General features: G+C 63.0%; 19 protein-coding genes. 8 read left to right on the forward strand and 11 right to left on the reverse strand.

Going from position 1 to position 18,080, the window contains the following annotated elements; genetic code table 11:
• Positions 1-88: 88 nt before the first annotated feature.
• On the reverse strand, positions 89-544 hold the full coding sequence (locus tag VPH41_RS15410; protein ID WP_328570679.1) for a hypothetical protein: 456 nt from the start codon (positions 542-544) through the stop codon (positions 89-91).
• Positions 545-726: 182 nt separating this feature from the next.
• Here VPH41_RS15410 and VPH41_RS15415 point away from each other — a divergent pair, with 182 nt between their 5' ends.
• Positions 727-1,203, forward strand: coding sequence for a PACE efflux transporter (locus VPH41_RS15415; RefSeq protein WP_287772586.1), 477 nt, complete (start codon positions 727-729; stop codon positions 1,201-1,203).
• Here the strand turns inward: VPH41_RS15415 and VPH41_RS15420 are convergent.
• On the reverse strand, positions 1,170-2,066 hold the full coding sequence (locus tag VPH41_RS15420) for a LysR family transcriptional regulator (RefSeq protein WP_226941388.1): 897 nt from the start codon (positions 2,064-2,066) through the stop codon (positions 1,170-1,172). The genes VPH41_RS15415 and VPH41_RS15420 overlap by 34 nt on opposite strands.
• Before the next feature lie 66 nt (positions 2,067-2,132).
• On the opposite strand from VPH41_RS15420, the gene VPH41_RS15425 reads away from it, so the two are divergent.
• The gene (locus VPH41_RS15425; RefSeq protein WP_152283088.1) at positions 2,133-2,336 is read left to right on the forward strand and encodes a DUF3460 family protein; all 204 of its coding nucleotides are present in this window, start codon (positions 2,133-2,135) and stop codon (positions 2,334-2,336) included.
• 66 nt (positions 2,337-2,402) lie between these two features.
• Here VPH41_RS15425 and VPH41_RS15430 read toward each other — a convergent pair whose 3' ends face one another.
• Positions 2,403-3,152, reverse strand: a complete 750-nt coding sequence (locus VPH41_RS15430) for a YcbK family protein (RefSeq protein WP_442906273.1) — start codon at positions 3,150-3,152, stop codon at positions 2,403-2,405.
• 101 nt (positions 3,153-3,253) lie between these two features.
• Positions 3,254-4,090 carry an EAL domain-containing protein gene (locus VPH41_RS15435; RefSeq protein WP_328570680.1) on the reverse strand — a complete coding sequence of 279 codons (837 nt, stop codon included), beginning with the start codon at positions 4,088-4,090 and terminating at the stop codon, positions 3,254-3,256.
• A 234-nt stretch (positions 4,091-4,324) separates the two neighbouring features.
• Here VPH41_RS15435 and VPH41_RS15440 point away from each other — a divergent pair, with 234 nt between their 5' ends.
• Entirely contained in the window at positions 4,325-5,137 is an 813-nt protein-coding gene (locus VPH41_RS15440; RefSeq protein ID WP_328570681.1) for a class II glutamine amidotransferase, read from the forward strand.
• A 78-nt stretch (positions 5,138-5,215) separates the two neighbouring features.
• Here the strand turns inward: VPH41_RS15440 and VPH41_RS15445 are convergent, their stop codons facing one another.
• Positions 5,216-5,746: a GNAT family N-acetyltransferase gene (locus VPH41_RS15445; RefSeq protein WP_152283085.1), complete on the reverse strand. Its 531-nt coding sequence runs from the start codon at positions 5,744-5,746 to the stop codon at positions 5,216-5,218.
• Between the two features lie 301 nt (positions 5,747-6,047).
• Between VPH41_RS15445 and VPH41_RS15450 the strand changes: the two genes are divergently transcribed.
• Positions 6,048-7,103: a sulfate ABC transporter substrate-binding protein gene (locus VPH41_RS15450; RefSeq protein WP_328570682.1), complete on the forward strand. Its 1,056-nt coding sequence runs from the start codon at positions 6,048-6,050 to the stop codon at positions 7,101-7,103.
• A gap of 43 nt (positions 7,104-7,146) precedes the next feature.
• Here the strand turns inward: VPH41_RS15450 and VPH41_RS15455 are convergent, their stop codons facing one another.
• Entirely contained in the window at positions 7,147-8,298 is a 1,152-nt protein-coding gene (locus VPH41_RS15455) for a helix-turn-helix transcriptional regulator (protein WP_328570683.1), read from the reverse strand.
• 140 nt (positions 8,299-8,438) lie between these two features.
• Here VPH41_RS15455 and VPH41_RS15460 point away from each other — a divergent pair, with 140 nt between their 5' ends.
• The gene (locus tag VPH41_RS15460; protein ID WP_328570684.1) at positions 8,439-9,596 is read left to right on the forward strand and encodes a hypothetical protein; all 1,158 of its coding nucleotides are present in this window, start codon (positions 8,439-8,441) and stop codon (positions 9,594-9,596) included.
• Between the two features lie 398 nt (positions 9,597-9,994).
• The gene (locus VPH41_RS15465; RefSeq protein ID WP_034757699.1) at positions 9,995-10,213 is read left to right on the forward strand and encodes a TOBE domain-containing protein; all 219 of its coding nucleotides are present in this window, start codon (positions 9,995-9,997) and stop codon (positions 10,211-10,213) included.
• Between the two features lie 56 nt (positions 10,214-10,269).
• On the opposite strand, the gene VPH41_RS15470 is transcribed toward VPH41_RS15465, so the two are convergent.
• The 3 genes from VPH41_RS15470 to VPH41_RS15480 are packed head-to-tail and all read right to left on the reverse strand — an operon-like array spanning position 10,270 to position 12,737.
• Positions 10,270-10,698, reverse strand: a complete 429-nt coding sequence (locus VPH41_RS15470; RefSeq protein WP_152283082.1) for a DsrE family protein — start codon at positions 10,696-10,698, stop codon at positions 10,270-10,272.
• A gap of 42 nt (positions 10,699-10,740) precedes the next feature.
• Positions 10,741-11,490, reverse strand: coding sequence for a LytR/AlgR family response regulator transcription factor (locus VPH41_RS15475; RefSeq protein WP_328570685.1), 750 nt, complete (start codon positions 11,488-11,490; stop codon positions 10,741-10,743).
• Positions 11,487-12,737, reverse strand: coding sequence for a sensor histidine kinase (locus VPH41_RS15480; protein WP_328570686.1), 1,251 nt, complete (start codon positions 12,735-12,737; stop codon positions 11,487-11,489). The genes VPH41_RS15475 and VPH41_RS15480 overlap by 4 nt, the downstream gene beginning before the upstream one ends.
• Before the next feature lie 416 nt (positions 12,738-13,153).
• Here VPH41_RS15480 and VPH41_RS15485 point away from each other — a divergent pair, with 416 nt between their 5' ends.
• Positions 13,154-14,032, forward strand: a complete 879-nt coding sequence (locus VPH41_RS15485) for a serine hydrolase (RefSeq protein ID WP_152255233.1) — start codon at positions 13,154-13,156, stop codon at positions 14,030-14,032.
• Here the strand turns inward: VPH41_RS15485 and VPH41_RS15490 are convergent, their stop codons facing one another.
• Positions 14,033-14,965 (reverse strand): DMT family transporter, encoded by a 933-nt coding sequence (locus VPH41_RS15490; RefSeq protein WP_328570687.1) that lies wholly within the window; start codon positions 14,963-14,965, stop codon positions 14,033-14,035.
• Positions 14,966-15,085: 120 nt separating this feature from the next.
• Between VPH41_RS15490 and VPH41_RS15495 the strand changes: the two genes are divergently transcribed.
• A complete protein-coding gene (locus VPH41_RS15495) occupies positions 15,086-15,985 on the forward strand; it encodes a LysR family transcriptional regulator (RefSeq protein WP_152255231.1) in 900 nt (299 codons plus the stop codon).
• Between the two features lie 7 nt (positions 15,986-15,992).
• On the opposite strand, the gene VPH41_RS15500 is transcribed toward VPH41_RS15495, so the two are convergent.
• Positions 15,993-17,915, reverse strand: a complete 1,923-nt coding sequence (locus VPH41_RS15500) for a methyl-accepting chemotaxis protein (RefSeq protein ID WP_328570688.1) — start codon at positions 17,913-17,915, stop codon at positions 15,993-15,995.
• Positions 17,916-18,080 lie beyond the last annotated feature (165 nt).

The raw sequence follows: 18,080 nt of genomic DNA on the forward strand, positions 1-18,080 counted from the left end.
AACAGGTGGGTGCAGTAACGAGACTAGCACGCGCCACGCGCAGTGTCGAGCCATGCCTGCCATGCATAACATTTCTACAACATGAAGGTCAGCGGCCCATGCCCCGCCGGCGCAAGCCGAAATCATGGCCCACCACCAGCAAGGTGCTGGCCACCAGGCTGGACAGGCCCACGATCAGCTGGATCAACTTATCGTCAGGCAAGATCCACAGCGATGAATCCGGCGTCGCGCAACCCGTGGCGGCGCTGATCAGGGGAGACACCCAGGCCGCGTCCGGCGTCACGTCCAGCACGACGGCGCCGTCGGCGCTCGTCTGCATGTAGATGTCGCCGCCCTCGGCCAGGGTAAAGCAGATGCCCACGCCCGTTTCCGTGGCGCGGATATTGTCCTGCATGCTGCGGTTATGTTCCTCGATCCACACTTCCACGTCGTATGGCGTTTCCAGGTGTTCCCACGGACGGGGGCGGAAACGGGGACGTTCATCCGCACTGGCGGGGGTATCGGCGGGGGTAACTGGAATGTTGCTGTCTGCTGCGCCTTGCATGCTTGTCGACCTCTTCTGCGGTGATGCGGCGGGACCGGTTGCCCGCCAGCCGCCATTATCCACCGTTCGCGGCCAGCATGGTATTGCTGGCGCATATCAATCAGAAAAACTGACAGCTATTAACTTTTAACATCAGCATACCTGACTTAAAATAAGCACCACTTCATCTCTACAGGCTTTACATGCAAGGCATCAAACGCAAAATCGTCTACGTCACCGCCTTTGAAATCATCGGCATGGCCATTTCCACGGCCTGGCTGACCCTGCTCTCGGGCGAATCGCCCACCAGCACGGGCCCGCTGGCCATCATGATCACCACCATCGCCGTGATCTGGAACCTGCTCTACAACACGGCTTTCGAATACTGGGAAATCCGGCAAGTGTCGCGCACGCGCACCGTCTGGCGCCGCATCCTGCATGCGATCGGCTTCCAGATCACGCTGGTGATCTATCTGATCCCGCTAATCGCCTGGTGGCTCGACATCAGCCTGTGGCAAGCCTTCGTGCTGGACTTCGCCCTGATGCTGATCATCCCGTGCTACAGCTTCATCTTCAACTATTTCTTCGACGGCCTGTTCGGCGTGCCCCTGTCGGCGCAGCAGCCGAAGGAAGAACCGGCCGGCCTTCACGGCGCTGCCGGCACCTCGGTCAGCAACTGAAGAAAGGACCGCGCCGCCATGCCCAGCGGCCGGTCCTTCATCCACACCAGGTGGATGGGCACGACCAGGCCGTTGCCCGTATTCTTGAAGTCCACCGTGCGCACCCGCCCTGCCGCCAGCGAATGCTCGATGGCCGAGGCGGCAAAGTTGCCCCAGCCTAGTCCCGCCTCCACCATCGCCAGCGCCATCGGCAAGCTGTCCGTGCGCCAGTAGGACAGGCCCACCACGGGGCGCGCATCGGCCAGGTCCAGTTCGCGGCTGGCCACGATGATCTGGCGCAAATTCACCAATTCCTCGATATACAAGGGCCGGCCCGCCACGTCGGGCGGATGCCGGGTCGAAACGATCGCCAGCAAGGCATCGCTGCCCACCAGCTGGAACTGTTCCTCGTGATTGATGCGCCCGCCCGCGAAAGCCATGCAGGCGCTGATGCGGCCCCGGTGCAGCATGTCGAGCACGTCGTCCTGCGGCGCCGTCAGCACTTCGATGTCGAGCAGCGGATGGCGCAGCGACAGCGCGCGCACGGCGGCCACGAACGGTGCAGGGTCGAGCTCGGCCGCGATGCCCAGCGAAATGCGGCTTTCCAGTCCCTGCGACAATTCCTGCACGTGCAGGTGCAACTGCTTCAACTGTTCCGCGATCAGGCGCGCATGGGGCAGCAAGGCCAGGGCGGCGGGCGTGGGCACGGCTTCCCGTGCGCCCCGGTCGAACAGGGCGATGCCCAGTTCCGCCTCGATATTGGCCATCGCCATGCTGACGGCCGACGGCGCCCGGCGCAAGGCGCGCGCCGCGGCCGAGAACGAGCCGCCGTCGACGACGGCCAGGAACAGTTCGATGTTATGGCTGGAAAGTTTCATGGACATGGTGGAAGGTGCGGCACTTTCGGGCGCGCGGACGGTCAAACGGCTAGGACAAACTCAGGAGCAGCCATGCCGCATGCACTCGCCTGCCGCCGCGGCGGCTATGTATCGGAATTTACGCGTTTTATCGACGGCTATCTGCGCGACCATCCCCAGGCGCAAGCGAGCCAGCGCCTGGGCTGGCGCATCTACTGGGAGCGCCCTTTGAATGTCGAGCAATGGCGGCGCGCCGAACGCGACAAGGTGCCGGAGCCGCCGTATCACTACGACTGATCCAAACAGCGCCGCGCGCGGCAGCGGCGTGCGGCCGCACAGCGCGCCGCGCGCCGGTGATCAGGCTTAGCCTTTCCAGGTGCGCTGGAGGCCCGTATCCGCATGGATCCAGCCGCCGCGGGGGCCGGAACGGTAATAGAAGCCCACGCCGCCCTGCTTGAAGCTGCGCACGAGCGAACCGAGCACTTCCGCGTTCAGGTTGGCCACGCGGATATCGGCGGCGCGGCCCGAGATGTGCAGCGACTGGCGCGCGGCCGGCACGCCCGCTTCGCGCAGGCGGCTGTTCGACTCGGCCGTGCGATAGCCGGACAGGATCTCCAGCGGCTGCTCGATGCCGTAGCGGGCCACGAATGCTTGCGTGCCCCACAGGGTTTCCAGCAGTTTCGGATCGATGGGCGCCGTCTTCTTGCCGTTCACGTCGCGCAGCAAATGGCACAGTTCCTGGTAGGCCGAATCGATGACTTCGCCATCTTTCCAGTACAGCAGTTTGGCTTTTTCATTGCTGGCCGGACGCACCACTTCCAGGGTGCGGGGCTTGAGCCAGAATTCCAGGTCCAGCGCCTGCGCGTCGAAGATGTCCGGCGGCGGTTCCATCTCGGTGATGGCCTGGCGCGACTGCGAAGTGAGCGAGCGGTCGACGCTGGCCAGTTGCGTGGGCTGGGGCGGCACGGCCGTGCGCGGCGTGCGCGGCTTGGCGCTGGCCGAAGCCGATGCGGGAGCGGCCGTGCGCGAGGCGCAACCGATGAGGGGAGTGGCTACCAGGCCCAGCGCGGCCAGGCCCATACCGTGGTGTAGAAAATTTCTGCGCGATGCCATAGTCAGTCCAATTTAACGATAGGAATACTATAGCGTATTGTGCTGCGAAGAAAAACCCTCAAAGCCTATCGTGTCGCCCTCATTTCCGTCCCAGACGCGCCCTACGCGGCCGCGGCGCTGGCCGCGACGTCCTGCCTGGCCTGCGCCAGCGCCGTCAAGGGCTTGTCCAGCAGATAACCCTGGGTCACGATGGGCAAGCCCGTGAGGGCCGCGACGCGCTGCAGCGCGGCCAGCGCAGCCGGCGTATCCAGGCGCTTGAAGATGACGCGGATTTTCGCCGCATGACACAGGGTGACGAAGCTGGCGACGGCCTGCTCGTCGCTGAGGTTGCCCGCATCGAGCTTGAACGCATGCGGGTGCAGGCGCTCGAGCATGCCCGTTGCCTCGTGCACGCTGGCCACGTTGATGGCCAGGCGGAAACCGTTGCGCCGGTAATTGTCGGCCACGTAATTGAGCAGCCAGCCCTGGTTCGGCGTGACCGTCGGCAATTGCAGCACGATGCGCTCGATGGGCAAGCCCAGCGCGTCGAGGATGCGCTGGAAGGCGTGGCCGTGATTGCTGCTGACGGCGCTCAACAGGCGGTCATGCACGTTCAGGTACAGGTCGGCCTGCTCCGCTTCCGCCTGCCGGAAAAAATTGATGGCGTGCAGCATGCGGCACAGCCGGTCCAGTTCCACCGACTCGTCGTCGCTGGCCGCGTGGTCGAGCAAACGCCACAGCGACAAGCCCTCGTCCGCCTTCGACACGCTGCGCGCCAGACCCTCGAACGCCACCAGCTTGCCGCTCTCGAGTTCGCGCAGCGGCTGGAAGGCGCTGGTCATGGTGCAATTGAAGAAGCGCCCCAGCGCCCTGCCCTCCCCGTCGAGCCAGACACTGGTGCCTGCCTGGGTTTGATGCGACAAACGGGCCAGATAGTTTTTCAGGACGGGAAATGGCATACATGCTCCTTCATAGGGCCGCGCCGGCTGCCCTCATGGGGAAGGCGGCGCCAAAGTGTGCAGAGTAAGGCAGGGACAACCGAAGGAGAACGAATGGTTTCGCCATTTGATATGCGCCCAGCAGATATGGGCGCCGCAACGGACAGCGCATAACGATAGTCAGAAACATTCCTTCACGCCCCTGCCGCCCGCCTTTACTGTGGGCGTGTACCGATACCATCAGGAAGGGCCGCCATGTGCCAGTTACTCGCAATGAACAGCAGCAAGCCCGCTGCACTGGGATTTTCCTTTGCCGGCTTTGCCGAACGGGGCGGACGCACGGACGAGCACCGCGACGGCTGGGGCATCGCCTATCATTCCAGTAGCGGCTGCACCCTGCTGACGGACCACTTGGCCGCCATCGATTCGCCGCTGGCCGCCACGGTGCAACAGCATCCCGTGAAGGCAAAAAACATCGTCGCGCACATCCGCAAGGCCACGCAGGGCCGCATCGCGCCGGAAAACACGCACCCGTTCGCCCGCGAACTGTGGGGCAAGACCTGGTCGTTCGCCCACAATGGCGACCTCAAGACGTGGCGCGCCCCCGCCAATGCCCACTACCAGGCCAGCGGCGACACGGACAGCGAGCAGGCGTTCTGCCACCTGCTGGCCCGCTTGCGCACGCAGTTTCCCGCGGGCGAGCCCACGCGCGCCGACTTGCGCGCCGCCATCGCCGACGTCGCCAAGGAGATCGCCGCGCACGGCAGCTTCAATTTCATCCTGTCGGACGGCGAGCTGCTGTTTGCCCACTGTTCCACGCACCTGCACTATGTGATACGCGAATACCCGTTTTCCGTGGCGCAACTGATCGACTGCGAACGCAGCATCGACTTTCGCCAGCACAATCACCTGGATGACCGCATCGCCGTCATCGCCACGCATCCGTTGACGCAAAACGAGGACTGGCTGGCGTTTGCGCCCGGCGAGCTGAAACTGTTTGCCGGCGGCACCTTGCTGCAGGCAAACGATAGCGCACCGCAAGGCGTGTATATCCAGATCAGTTATTGAGGGAAATGCGTGAGGAAAAGCAGGAAAGCGGAGGAAAGGCCCGCCGCCGGATGGGCGGGCTGAGGTGCGGGGTGGCCGTCAGGCCGAATTGCAGTTGCAAAAGCGCTTGCGCTTGGGGTCGCCGCTGGAGATGCCTGCGGGATCAATCTGCTTCCAGCAAAAAATCGTTTCCACGCCATACGGCGAGCGCACATTGCCCGCCTCGACATAGCCCTGCTTGACGAAAAAGGCCTGGCTGCTGGCCGTGCTGTGCAGTTGCAGGGCCTTGATGCCCCACTCGCGCGCCTGCGCTTCCAGCTGTTCCACCAGCGCCTTGCCGGCGCCGCGGCCTTGCGCCTCGGGCAGCAGGTAGCACAGGGCCAGCTTGCCGGCGCGCGTCAGCAGGCCGACGCCGACGACGGCGCCCTGCTCGACTGCGACCAGCGAAAAATTGGTGGGCGACGCGAACCAGCACGCCACCATCTGCGGTGTTTTATTGCCCAGCCAGGCTTCCAGGATGGCCGGATCGTCCCGATGATCGAGGCTGCAGCATTCGACGATGGAGCGTCGTAATACGTTGCACGCCTCGAAAGCGTCGGTCGATGTTGCAATACGAATTTCAAGACTCATGTACGCTCACAAAATATTCCAGTTGCCGATGCAGGCGGTTCTACCCCTGTATCGTGCGATTCGACTATACACCAAGCGGCGCAATCAGGTTTTTTGCCGCGCGCCACGGGCTCGTTTTGCCTATGACGCAATGCTTGCAGACTAAGTGCTGATGCACACCTTGCCCACGAATGTTTCCAAAAATCGATATATGTTTTTTAGCGCAAACGGGAATCGGATCTAAGCATATTACGAAAAATTCGTTTCTTTTCCGGCCGGAATTTTAGACTATGTCTATCTATTCTCACAACAAGAGTTCAACATGACCAATTCCAACGCCGTATCGACTACCGCAACGACGCTCGCCCAACGCTCGCGCCGCTGGTTCCTGGCCAGCGCCCTGGCCGCTTCCGCTGCCGCCGTGAGCCTGCCCATGAGCGTGTCCGCCGCCGAACCCGTGGTCTTGCTGAACGCCTCGTACGACGTGATGCGCGAATTGTTCAAGGATGTGAATCCCGCTTTTATTGCTGACTGGAAAGCCAAAACGGGCGAAACCATCACCATCAAGCAATCGCACGGCGGCTCGAGCAAGCAGGCGCGCTCCGTGGCCGATGGCCTGGAAGCGTCCGTCGTGACCATGAACCAGGCCAACGATATCGATATCCTCGTCGACCGCGGCCTCGTGGTGGCCGACTGGGCCAAGAAATTCCCGAACAATGCGGCGCCGTTCTATTCCACCATGGTATATCTGGTGCGCAAAGGCAACCCGAAACAGATCAAGGATTGGGACGATCTGGCCAAGCCCGGCATCAAGGTCATCGTGCCGAACCCGAAAACATCGGGCAATGGCCGCTACACTTACCTGGCAGCCTGGGGCTATGCCGTGAAAAAAGGCGGCAGCGAAGCGCAGGCGCGCGAACTGGTGACCAAGCTGTTCAAGAACGTACCCGTGCTGGACGGCGGCGGCCGCGGCGCCACCACCACCTTCACGCAGCGTGAAATCGGCGACGTGCTGGTAACGTTTGAAAACGAAGTGCAGCTGGTGCGCGCCGAATTCGGCGACAACTTTGAAGTGGTGTACCCAAGCATCTCCATCCTGGCCGAGTCGCCCGTGGCCGTCGTGGACAAGGTGGTTGACCGCCGCGGCATCCGCAAGGAAGCCACGGCTTACCTGCAATACCTGTACTCGGAACCGGGCCAGGAACTGGTCGCCAAGCACTACCTGCGTCCCCGTTCCGCCGCGGTCGCCAAGAAATACGCGGCCAGCTTCAAGCCGATCACCCTGTTCACGATCGACGACGTGTTTGGCGGCTGGAAACAGGCGCAAAAGAAACACTTTGACGATGGCGGCGAGTTCGACAAGATTTATCAGAAGTAAGCACGCCACACTTGAAAAAAAACCGGGACATGTCCCGGTTTTTTTATGGCGGAGCGCCAGCGTCCCATTCCAGAGCGCTGAACAGGCTGGCGACCTCGCTGCTGCGGCGCGTGCCCGTCTTGGCCAGGATCGCCTGGATCTGGCTGCGCACGGTGCTGATGCGCACGCCCCTGCGCTGCGCGTACTCGGCAGGTTCCACGCCGTCGGCCAGCGCCAGCGCCAGCGCCCATTCGGCGCCCGTCAAGCCGCATGGGCGTTCGGCCGTGCCAGGCCAATGCCGCCGCCCTGCGCGGAACAGCGGCCGCAGGGAAAGCATGGCCATCGCCGCCCCATCATCGCCGGTACCGCCCACTCCCATGCGCACGGGCAACGGCAGGATGCCAATTTCCAATGCCGGCCGTCCATTCTCATCGCAGGCATACAAGGGGGCGGGACGGTGGCAGGCCAGTCCTGCGCACGCTAGCCGCACACGCTGCGCCAGCAGCTGCTGCAACTGGCTGGCGCGCACGTCCACGCTGCCGCCGCGCAAGGCAAGCAGGGGGCGCGCCGGAGGCATGGCGGCCAACAGGCGCTGCGCCGCCTGGTTCATGAAAACCAGCCGCAACGCCGCATCGACGAGCAGGATGGCGCGAGGCAAGGTATCGAGCGCCTCCCAGGCCAGCGCGCCATGGGCCTGGGCCTGCTGTGCCGTATCGCGCAGACGTAACACATTCGGCAGATGGTCGAGCACGCGCTGCAGCTGGCTGCGCGTGTTCCGGTCATAGAGACCCTGGCCCGCGGCACGGTGGGCCGACAGGATGGTGAACGCGCCATTGTCGGGGACGACGCCGCTGCAGGAATAGCGCACGCCCGCGCGCAAATAAAAATCCTGGAAATACTCGCTGCGCGCCACAAGCTGTTCGCTGAAGTAATCCTGCATCAGATGCATGCGCCCCAGCGGCCCCCGGATCAGCACCGCATAACCGGGGTCGAGCGCGTGATAGTAACGGCGGTAGCCGTGCTCCCAGGCCTGCTCGTCCAGGCCGGTGACACAGGCGCGCGACGGCGCAGCTCCCGCTTCCGGCTTGAGGAAACAGCAGGCCACATCGCCGCCAGCCAGCCGCGCGAACGCGCGCAGGGCCACACTCCACTGCGCCGGCTCCAGTGCCGCCCGGTAAAAGGCGGCGATGACGGGATCGGCGCCTTCGTTATTCATCCCCCCTCCTAACGGTGCTGCCTCCTTCAAGTGAAGGATGCGCACGCACGCCAAGGCTAGCACCATGGTGGCAATGGCGGCGGCATTCGGCGCTGCCGCCAGCCGATCAATGCAACTATCAACGTTCAAGGAGCCGCATCATGCCCGCCACCTATACCTCCGTTTCCGATCACGCCGTATCGACCCGCATCCCCGCTGCTCCCTGGCGCCTGCTCATGGGCGGCACGGTGCTGCTGTTGCTCTCGGCCTGCGCCAACCTGCACACCATCCACCGCAGCACCGAACTGCCTGGCAATGGCAAAGCCATCCATCTTGATTCGCCACAACGCGTGATGTACGCCACTGCGAATGGAAAAGCTTGCACCGAACCAACACCAGATGCCCTGCAATCATACATTTCCTCATTCGGCGGCGCGTTCAGCGCGGGTCCCGATGGCGCCTCAGTCTCCAACGCCCTGAAAGCGAATGCCGTTGGCGTGGGGCTGCATTCACAAACCATCACTCTGATGCGCGAACACCTGTTTCGTATCTGCGAATATGCGCAAAACAACTGGCTGAACAGCGCAGACATCATGCTGCTCATGGAACGTTCGCAAAATCTGACCTTGGGCGTTCTGGCAATCGAACAACTGACCGGCGCAGTCGTGACAAGGCCAGCGACGTCCGACCCTGCTACATCCCAGCCTCCTTCCACAAAAGTAGCGTCCGATATCCTCACCACGAAAGCAGAGTTGGACCTTGCAATGAAAAAAGAAGAAGCCTTGCAAACCAAGATCAAGGAGGAGCGGAACAGTATGAATGCGCCAACAAACTTCCCCATAACAGGCAACAACGGCACAGATCCTGCCGCGGTCTCTTTCCTTAGAACCGGGGAACAGAGCACAAGTTCCGCTGCCGAAACAAAAGTCGAGTCTGCTACAGCGTTCGCCAATGACCTGAAGGCACTGGCGCAGGTGCAGGCAGAGCGCGCTGAGCTGGAGATGAAGCTGGATAATTTACGGGCGCAGGGCGAAGCCGCAACCAGCACCTCGCGGGTTAGCGAAGGCACGGCAGACACCTTGGCCAAAGCCAGCACGGCCATTGTTGAAATGATACTAAATAAAGGAAATCTTGCAGATATGTGCATCACCTTCATGAATCACCCGGAAAACTTCTCAACAACGAGCCAATACTATCAAGACGTGATGGAACAATGCAGAACTGCAATAGAAGCGAACATCGATATTGCCAGCACCCCACAGTCGGCCACCCTCTATGCGCCGCGCCCTTCCTTGCTGACGCCCGCAGCCGTCAAATGAAGACAGGGCTGCTGACCATACACACGACCTCGGCGCGCCCTCCATCGTCCAGCCATGCACACTTTGCTGAACGCCTCGCAGCTGACACCGCCGACGGCGTGCGGCGCAGCTGGCAAGTCAGCGCTGCCAAGTGCTGCTCACATGCGGCGAGGTGGACACCCCAGGCCCCTCGGCCTGGGACTGCAGCATGTATGCATCCACATCAGCGTCCATGGACGATGGCAACAGGAGCGTCTGCGTCATTGCAGTAGAAGCAAACTTGCCGTGTCCCGGCAGTACCGCTGGCGCTCTCTTTTTCGCATAACCATATGCGCATCGATTCGTGTTCAAAATCCCGCGCGCGCCGTACTCTGGCCATGTCGCGCCGCACGGCGTATCACGGGCATAAAGGAAACATCATGGCTATCTCGGAAGTGAATGTACGCAACCAGTTTCGCGGCAAGATCAAGGAAATCATCTTTGGCCCCGTGGTGTCGGAAGTGGACGTGGAAACGCCGCACGGCATCGTCACCTCGGTGATCACGTCGCGCTCGATCAAGGACCTGGACTTGAAAGTGGGCAGCGAAGTCATCGCGCTGGTCAAGTCGACGGAAGTGTCGATCGCCAAGATCCAGTAGGCAGCGCCTGCCCATGCGCCGCGCCGTTGCCATCTGGCAACGGCGCGGCGTTTGCATCAGGGCTTGATGTACACATAGCCTTCCTGCGCCTGCAGGCGGCTCAGTTCGGCCACGCCCGACGGCACGATGACGGCTTCGGGCAGCACGCGCTGGCGGTCGATATTGCGTCCTTGCAAGGTGTTATTGCAGACGCGAAAGCTCACGCCCCGCTTGACCAGCTCGCGCACCACCACGTCATACGGATAGCCCTGCTTGTCGATGGCGCCGTCGAGCAGGAAGTCGATGCCGGGGCCGTGGGCGACCAGCACGATGGTGGCCTGCGGGCTGGCATCGAGGTGGTTGCGGATATTCCGCAGCGCAGCCGTGGCATTGCTGGCGTCATTGACGTGATACACGACCTTTTCCTCCTTTTGCGCCCCGTGGGCGGCAGTGCAGGAGAGCAAGGAAAGAAGGATGGCGGCGAACCAGCGGCGTAGAATTGTCATGAGAAGTCCATAGGGTGGCAGATTAAAAACATTGCCATCATATCAATCCCTGAACAAATAGGTAAACGTGCGGCTGACGGGCAGCTTTTCCGTACTGCCCCGCAGCAGCACCTGCATGCGCTCGGCGTCGATGCGTTCGGCCGCCTCGATGGCCTTCACATTGACCATCGTGCCCCGGTGGATTTGCCAGAACTGTGCGGGATCGAGCCCGCCCAGCAAATCCTTCAGCGGCGTGCGCACCAGCGCTTCCGAGCCGGCCAGCACCACGCGCGTGTACTTGGTGTCGGCCTGGAAAAACAGCACTTCATTGACATCGATCAAACGAATTTGCTTCCCCACGCTGGCCTTGATCCATTTTAGTTTTTCACGCGGGGGCTCCGGCAGCGCTGCGCGCAGCGACTGCAGCAAATGGGCCATGTCGGCCGGCTGGGCGCCCAGCTTGTCGCGCAGGCGGGCCAGCGCCCGCTGCAGGCGCTCGGCCTGCACGGGTTTCAACAGATAGTCGACGGCGCCCGCGTCGAACGCGTCGACGGCATACTGGTCGTAGGCCGTGACAAACACCACGTGGGCGCGCTTGCCGATGCGCTCGGCCACTTCCAGGCCCGACAGGCCAGGCATGCGGATGTCGAGAAACACCACATCCGGTTCATGCTCGAGGAAACCGTCCCAGGCATCGTTGCCGTTTTCCGCCACCAGTACGATGCGCGCCTCGGGCCAGGCCAGCGCCAGCATCGTCTGCAGGCGCTCGCGCATCAGCGGTTCGTCTTCCGCGATCAGGATGGTGGTGTTCATGCGGCAGGTTCTTTCAGGCTGGATGCAATTTTAATGGGAAGCAATATCTCGGCGATCACACCGCCTTCTTCGCCGTCGCGCACGCTCAGGCTGGCGGACGGAGCGGACAGCAACAGCCGGCTGCGCACGTTTTCCAGGCCCAGGCCGCCGCCCTGCCCGCTGCCAGCGCCGCCTTCCGGCAAGCCCATGCCCGTATCCTGCACGCGCAGGCACAGCATGCCGTCCCTCCGCAGCGCCGACACGCTGATCCGGCCGCCCCGCAGGGACGGTTCGATACCGTGCTTGATGGCATTTTCCGCCAGGGTCAGCAAGATCATGCTGGGGATCATCGCGTGCGCACACCCGGCCGGCAAGTCGATACCAAAGGACAGGCGCGCGCCCATGCGCGCCTGCATCACGCGCAAATACGCGGCTACCATGTCGAACTCGCTTTGCAAAGGCACTTGTTCACTGCGCATCTCGGCCAGGCTGGCGCGCAGGAAGGCGATCAGGTCGGACGTCAGCGCCGCGGCCCTGGGCGCTCCCTGCTCGGCCAGCTGCTGCACGGCGCCCAGGGTATTGAACAGGAAATGCGGTTCGATCTGCGCGCGCAGCAGGCGCAGCTGCGATTCGCTCAGTTCGCGCGCCAGGCGGTCGCGCTCGGCATCCTGCTGCAGCTGCAAAGTCAGCGCTTCGTACTGCCGGTTGCGCCAGGCAGTCACGATCGCCAGCGGCACCAAGTAAAACAAGCCCGCTACCAGCAAGGCAACGCCGCCCACGCGCAGCAGGCGCTCGAAGGCCATGCCCATGGAACCGGTATCGCTCAGACCGGCCAGCAGCACGCCGGCCGAGACTCCGGCCGCGCAGGTCGACACGATCAGCAAGAGTTTCTTGAACTTGTAGCGCACGGAACTGCGGTAATTGAACCAGACGCCCACCAGGCCCCACGCCAGCGCAAAACCCAGGCCGTTGCTGAAGATTATGGCCTTGAGCAATTCGAACCTGGCCGGCAGCAGCAGGTGCAGGACGGCGCCGATAGCGCTGAACAACAGCATCAGCTTGAATGCGGCGATATAGAAACCGGCGCCGCGATACTTGAGCAGGAAATCGTGCAGCTGCTGGCGCTCGATCGGCGTCAGCCTGGCCAGCTTCATGGCGACGTAGCGGCGTCCCCGTCCCTGGACTTGCTCCGCCATCTCGGGATGTTTCAATACGCGCAGCGATTCGTCGTCGATGCTGCGGTACCAGTCCGTACATTTTTTTAACACGATGCGTTCTCCGTGGTCTGTGATTCAGGCATGAACGCAGTCTACGGCGCCCCGGTTGCGGGGCATAGCGCGGGGCGACGAAGCACGAAGCGGCAGGCATCAACGACGACGCGCGCGCTGTCTGCCGGACCATGGCTGCCAATATTGCTGAAATAATACGAAGTTTCCATAACGAAATCAATAATTGCGTAACAATTTTCACTACGGCAAGAATAGCCCCATTTATTTGCCAAATTGGCCGCAACACAGCCTGTGGCGCCCTTATCCCGTAGACATCGCTTGATCTTTAATGGTATTGTTTAAGCTTGGCAAATATTGCCTCCGAGACACACTCCGCGTCCCCGCGCAGGCCTGTCCCGATTTTGCGCGCAGCGCCCTCGATGGCGCCCCAAAACTGCTTTCCCACATACAATCCCATGCTCAAAAAAATGTTCGCCGCAGTGCTGATGACGCTTTCCACAGCGGCCATCGCCGTGCCCTTCGGTTCCCAGTCGATACTGGTGGTCGAAGACGGCACAGGCAAAGTCTTGCTTGAAAAAAATTCCAACGTGGTGGTGCCCATCGCCTCGCTGACCAAACTCATGACGGCCATGGTCGTGCTCGACTCCAAGGCGAATATGCAGGAAGAGATCAGCATCGACCGCGAAGACGTCGACACCCTGAAGCACAGCACCTCGCGCGTGCCCGTGGGCGCCACCCTGAGCCGCCACGACGTGCTGCAACTGGCGCTGATGTCGTCCGACAACCGCGCCGCCGCCTCGCTGGCGCGCACCTTCCCCGGCGGCCCCACCGCCTTTGCCGTGGCCGTCAACGCCAAGATCAAGGCGCTGGGCATGCACCAGACCGTGATCGAGGAGCCGACGGGCTTGTCTCCGAACAACCAGTCGACGGCAGCGGACCTCGTCAAGATGGCCGTGGCCGCCTCGCGCTACCCGGAAATCAGCCGCATCACCACCGATTCGAAGGACGTGATCCAGATCAAGGGCCGCGATGTGGAATACCACAACACGAACCGCCTGGTGGGCGCCAAGGGCTGGGATATCGGCCTGTCGAAGACGGGCTACACGAATGAAGCGGGCCGCTGCCTGATCATGCGCATCAAGTCGGCCGGCAAGTTCGCCACCATGATTCTGCTCAACGCGCGCGCCAATTCCGTGCGCGCTATGGACGCCGTCAACATCCGCCGCATGCTGGCGGCCGAAAACGGCATCGAAGAGCCGAAAGTGATGCGCGCTTCCGTCAGCCGGCACAAGAAGGCGCCGGCGAAGCCATCGAAGCGCCGCCGCGCCAAATAATTATTTCGCTTGCCGGTTGGTCATCACCACGCCGGCAATCGTCACCGCGCCGCCCACCAGCATCGAGACGAGCACGGGCTCGCCCAGCAGCGCCGCCGCCAGCACGATGCCGAACACGGGCACGAGGTTGTTGAACACGGCCGTGCGCGACGGTCCCAGCGCCTTCACGCCTTCGTAATACCAGACAAAGCCGATCACCGTGCCGAACACGCCCAGGTAGCCGATGGCGACCCACACTTGCCAGCCAAAGCTGTGCCACGGCACTGTGGGAAATTCCACGGCCGCCCCCACCAGCAGGAAAGCCAGGCCCCACATAGCCGCATACGTGGTGGCCGCTATCGGCGACAAGCCCTTCAGCGCCACCCGGCCGATCAGGGTGTAGGCAGCCCAGCTGGAAATACCACAGAACATGAAGATCTCGCCGGCGCCGATGCCGCCGCCCGTGCCATGCAGCACGCCGGCGATATCGCCGCGCGTGATGACGATGGCCGTGCCGCAAAACGCCAGCATGATGCCCAGCCACTTGAAGGAACCGAGCCGTTCGCGGAACAGCATGGCCGACGCCAGCGCCGTGACGATGGGGTTCAGGGCCACGAACAGGGCCGTGCGCCCGGCCGGCATGCGCGACAGGGCCGCCAGGAAGCACAGGTTATATAAGAAGATGCCCGTCAGGCCCAAGGCGGCCGTCGTCGCCAGCTGCTTGCGGTCCAGGCGGGGCAAGCCCCCTTCCAGCTTCCAGGCCAGCACGACGAGCAGCAGCACGGCCACGCCGAAGCGTCCGCTGGCGGCCGTCATGGGCGGCATCTGCTGCGCCAGCACGCGCCCGGCAATAAAGGTACCGCCCCAGAACAGGGCGACGAAAATCAGTTTGATGTAGACGAACGGCGACTGCACGGCGAGCAGCGGGGCCTGGGGTACGGCGGAAGAAGACATGGGATATCCTAGGGTGCATCCTGAAGGCCGCTTGTGTGGCGGGTGATATGCGTATATATTAATACTAATATCAACTCATGAAATAATGAGCAAATACTCATAACTCAACAAAACCACACCATGACCTTCACGCAGCTGGAAATTTTTACTCTGGTGGCCGAACTGCACGGCTTTTCCGCCGCCGCCGCGCAGCTGGGCATCAGCCAGTCGGCCGTCTCGCATGCATTGAAAGCGCTGGAAAAGGAGATGGGCGTGGACCTCATCGTACGCCACCAGGCCTCGGCCGAGCTGACGGACGTGGGCCGCCAGCTGCTCGTGCGCGCGCGCGAAATCCTCGGCCTGTCGGAAGCCATGCGCCAGGAAGCGGCCGACGTGCTGGGACAGCGCCAGGGCACCCTGCGCATCGGCTCCTTCGGTCCCACGTCGTCGCTGAACCTGCTGCCGGCCATCACGGCGCAATTTCGCCTGCGCTATCCGGGCATCGACCTGCGCATCGACGAAGGGGCCGACCATGAAGTAGTGCAGTGGATACGCGAGCGCAGGGTCGATGTCGGCTTCGTCGTGCTGCCCGACGAGCGTTTCGATACGGCGCCGCTGGTGGAAGACCAGATGATGGCGCTGGTGCCGCGCAGCCACCCGCTGGCGCAGCTCAAGACCATCACCCTGGCGCAGCTGTGCGAGGGGCCGTTCATCATGTCCGAGGCGGGCTGCGCCTGCCTGATCGAACCGCTGTTCGCCAACGCGGGCTTGCAGCCGCACGTGCCCTACCGCATCAGCCAGGTCATCACCATCCTCGACATGGTCAGCCGCGGCGACGGCCTGTCCATCGTGGCCGAACTGGCCCTGCCGCAGCGCCTGCGCGAGCAGTATCCGGAACTGGTCGCCCTGCCCTTGAACCCGCCCGTCAGCCGCAAGGTGGGCCTGGCCGTGCGCGACCGGCGCCAGAACACGCCGGCCACCAACGCCTTCTTCGACGTGGCAAAGCAGATGGCGCCGACCCTGGCGCCCCGGCGCGCCTGAGCGCTGCCTAGAAAGTCTCCCATTCCTCGGACGGTTCCGTCCTGCGGGCCGCCGCTTGGGCGGCAGGACGGCTGGCGATGCGCTGCACGACCGGGGGGCGCGCCGCCGGTTTGAGCGGCGCTGGCGCTGGTCCGTCATCGAGCTTGAACACGCCCACCACCTGCGACAAGGTGCTGGCCTGATCCTGCAGGCTTTCCGCCGCGGCGGCGGCCTCTTCCACCAGGGCCGCATTCTGCTGCGTCACCTGGTCCATTTGCGCGATCGCCTGGTTCACCTGTTCGATGCCCGAGCTTTGCTCGGCGCTGGCGGCCGTGATCTCGCCCATGATGTCGGTAACGCGGCGCACGCTGTCGACGATTTCCTGCATCGTCGCGCCGGCCTCGTCGACCAGGCGGGCGCCCGAATCGACCTTGCCCACCGAATCGTCGATCAGCAGCTTGATTTCCTTGGCCGCCTGGCTCGACCTCTGCGCCAGGCTGCGCACTTCCGTCGCCACCACGGCAAAGCCCCGTCCCTGCTCGCCCGCGCGCGCCGCTTCCACGGCCGCATTGAGCGCCAGGATGTTCGTCTGGAAGGCGATGCCGTCGATGACGCTGATGATGTCGACGATCTTCTTCGACGAGTCGTTGATCGACGCCATGGTATCGACCACCTGCGCCACCACTTGTCCGCCCTTGCTGGCCACGCCGGACGCCGATTGCGCCATCTGGTTGGCCTGGCGCGCATTGTCCGCGTTCTGTTTCACCGTGCTGGTCAGCTCCTCCATCGAGGCGGCCGTTTCTTCCAGCGAGCTGGCTTGCTGTTCCGTGCGCGACGACAGGTCCTGGTTGCCGGCGGCGATTTCCGTCGACGACACCTTCACCGATTCGCTGGCCGTGCGGATTTTCACCAGCACGGCGGCGATCTTGTCGATGAAGCGGTTGAAGGCGCCCGCGATCTGCGCCAGTTCATCCACGCCGGAAGCGTCGAGGCGGCGCGTCAGGTCGCCTTCGCCCGAGGCGATATCGTCGAGCGCATCGCGCACCAGTTCCAGGCGCTTGAGCATTTTAAAGACCAGCAGCGACAGCAGCAGCGCCGCCAAGCCGGTCAGCAGCGCCGCCGTGACGGTGGCCGTCGTCAGCATCGTCTGCAAGGCCTGCATGGCTTCCTGCTGGTCCAGCACCACGGCCAGCAGCCAGTCGGTACCGGCCACGCGCGTGACGTACAGCATGCCGTCGCGCTCGTTCAAGCGCACGGCCTCGCTCGTGCGCGTGCTTTCCAGGCGGTTGACCTGCGCGGCCGACAGCGCGGCATCGAGCTTCGTCACCGGCTGCAGGCTCAGGTCCTTGTTGGCATGGGCGATGATGGTGCCGCTCTGGTCGACCAGGAAGGCAAAGCTGTGCGGCGTCGGCTTGATCGCCACCACGTTGGCGATCACCGTATCGAGCAGCACGTCCGCGCCCGCCACGCCGCTCGGCGCCTCCTTCGGCCCGACGGGCGCCGTGAACGACACCACCAGCTTGTGGCTGGCCGCGTCCACATACGGCGGCGTCAGCATCGGCACGCCCGCCTTGACGGTATCCGTGTACCAGGCGCGCGCGGTGGGATCGAAATCGGCCGGGCGGCCCGGATGGGTAAACACGGAGCGCTTGTCCGCGTAGCCGATGAACACTTCCGCAAAATCGCCGGCCTTTTCCGCGATCTGGAAGGCGCGCAGCGGATCGGGCGTCTCGGCCGACATGACGACGGACGCCATGACCTTTTTCTTGCCATCGACCCATTGCGCCAGCACGGCCGACTGGCTTTGCAGCAGTTGCTGCATCTGCTGGTCCGAGGACGCCAGCATGCTGCTGCGCGTGGTGACGTAATTAGCGACCGACAAGGCCAGCATGGACAGCACGACGATGGCGACACAGATGAGGACCAAGCGCGTGCGAAGGGAAGACAACATGATGGACTCCTGGTTTCGATGTTGATGGTATCGACACGCGGCGCTTGCGCCGGCAAGCGGGAGCTGCCGAAAATTGCCACGTGTCAATATTTTACATTTCGCAGTTTTACACAAAAATCGGAACAGGAGGATGAAATATTTGGAATATTCAATGAAGAAACCACA

Source organism: Janthinobacterium sp. P210006 (assembly GCF_036231885.1).
GTDB classification, from domain to species: domain Bacteria; phylum Pseudomonadota; class Gammaproteobacteria; order Burkholderiales; family Burkholderiaceae_D; genus Janthinobacterium; species Janthinobacterium violaceinigrum.

What these genes read in the sequence shown, in the direction of transcription:
- VPH41_RS15410 (WP_328570679.1), bottom strand. Translation starts at nt 544, where the DNA reads ATGCAAGGCGCAGCAGACAGCAACATTCCAGTTACCCCCGCCGATACC.
- VPH41_RS15415 (WP_287772586.1), top strand. Translation starts at nt 727, where the DNA reads ATGCAAGGCATCAAACGCAAAATCGTCTACGTCACCGCCTTTGAAATC.
- VPH41_RS15420 (WP_226941388.1), bottom strand. Translation starts at nt 2,066, where the DNA reads ATGTCCATGAAACTTTCCAGCCATAACATCGAACTGTTCCTGGCCGTC.
- VPH41_RS15425 (WP_152283088.1), top strand. Translation starts at nt 2,133, where the DNA reads ATGCCGCATGCACTCGCCTGCCGCCGCGGCGGCTATGTATCGGAATTT.
- VPH41_RS15430 (WP_442906273.1), bottom strand. Translation starts at nt 3,152, where the DNA reads ATGGCATCGCGCAGAAATTTTCTACACCACGGTATGGGCCTGGCCGCG.
- VPH41_RS15435 (WP_328570680.1), bottom strand. Translation starts at nt 4,090, where the DNA reads ATGCCATTTCCCGTCCTGAAAAACTATCTGGCCCGTTTGTCGCATCAA.
- VPH41_RS15440 (WP_328570681.1), top strand. Translation starts at nt 4,325, where the DNA reads ATGTGCCAGTTACTCGCAATGAACAGCAGCAAGCCCGCTGCACTGGGA.
- VPH41_RS15445 (WP_152283085.1), bottom strand. Translation starts at nt 5,746, where the DNA reads ATGAGTCTTGAAATTCGTATTGCAACATCGACCGACGCTTTCGAGGCG.
- VPH41_RS15450 (WP_328570682.1), top strand. Translation starts at nt 6,048, where the DNA reads ATGACCAATTCCAACGCCGTATCGACTACCGCAACGACGCTCGCCCAA.
- VPH41_RS15455 (WP_328570683.1), bottom strand. Translation starts at nt 8,298, where the DNA reads ATGAATAACGAAGGCGCCGATCCCGTCATCGCCGCCTTTTACCGGGCG.
- VPH41_RS15460 (WP_328570684.1), top strand. Translation starts at nt 8,439, where the DNA reads ATGCCCGCCACCTATACCTCCGTTTCCGATCACGCCGTATCGACCCGC.
- VPH41_RS15465 (WP_034757699.1), top strand. Translation starts at nt 9,995, where the DNA reads ATGGCTATCTCGGAAGTGAATGTACGCAACCAGTTTCGCGGCAAGATC.
- VPH41_RS15470 (WP_152283082.1), bottom strand. Translation starts at nt 10,698, where the DNA reads ATGACAATTCTACGCCGCTGGTTCGCCGCCATCCTTCTTTCCTTGCTC.
- VPH41_RS15475 (WP_328570685.1), bottom strand. Translation starts at nt 11,490, where the DNA reads ATGAACACCACCATCCTGATCGCGGAAGACGAACCGCTGATGCGCGAG.
- VPH41_RS15485 (WP_152255233.1), top strand. Translation starts at nt 13,154, where the DNA reads ATGCTCAAAAAAATGTTCGCCGCAGTGCTGATGACGCTTTCCACAGCG.
- VPH41_RS15490 (WP_328570687.1), bottom strand. Translation starts at nt 14,965, where the DNA reads ATGTCTTCTTCCGCCGTACCCCAGGCCCCGCTGCTCGCCGTGCAGTCG.
- VPH41_RS15495 (WP_152255231.1), top strand. Translation starts at nt 15,086, where the DNA reads ATGACCTTCACGCAGCTGGAAATTTTTACTCTGGTGGCCGAACTGCAC.
- VPH41_RS15500 (WP_328570688.1), bottom strand. Translation starts at nt 17,915, where the DNA reads ATGTTGTCTTCCCTTCGCACGCGCTTGGTCCTCATCTGTGTCGCCATC.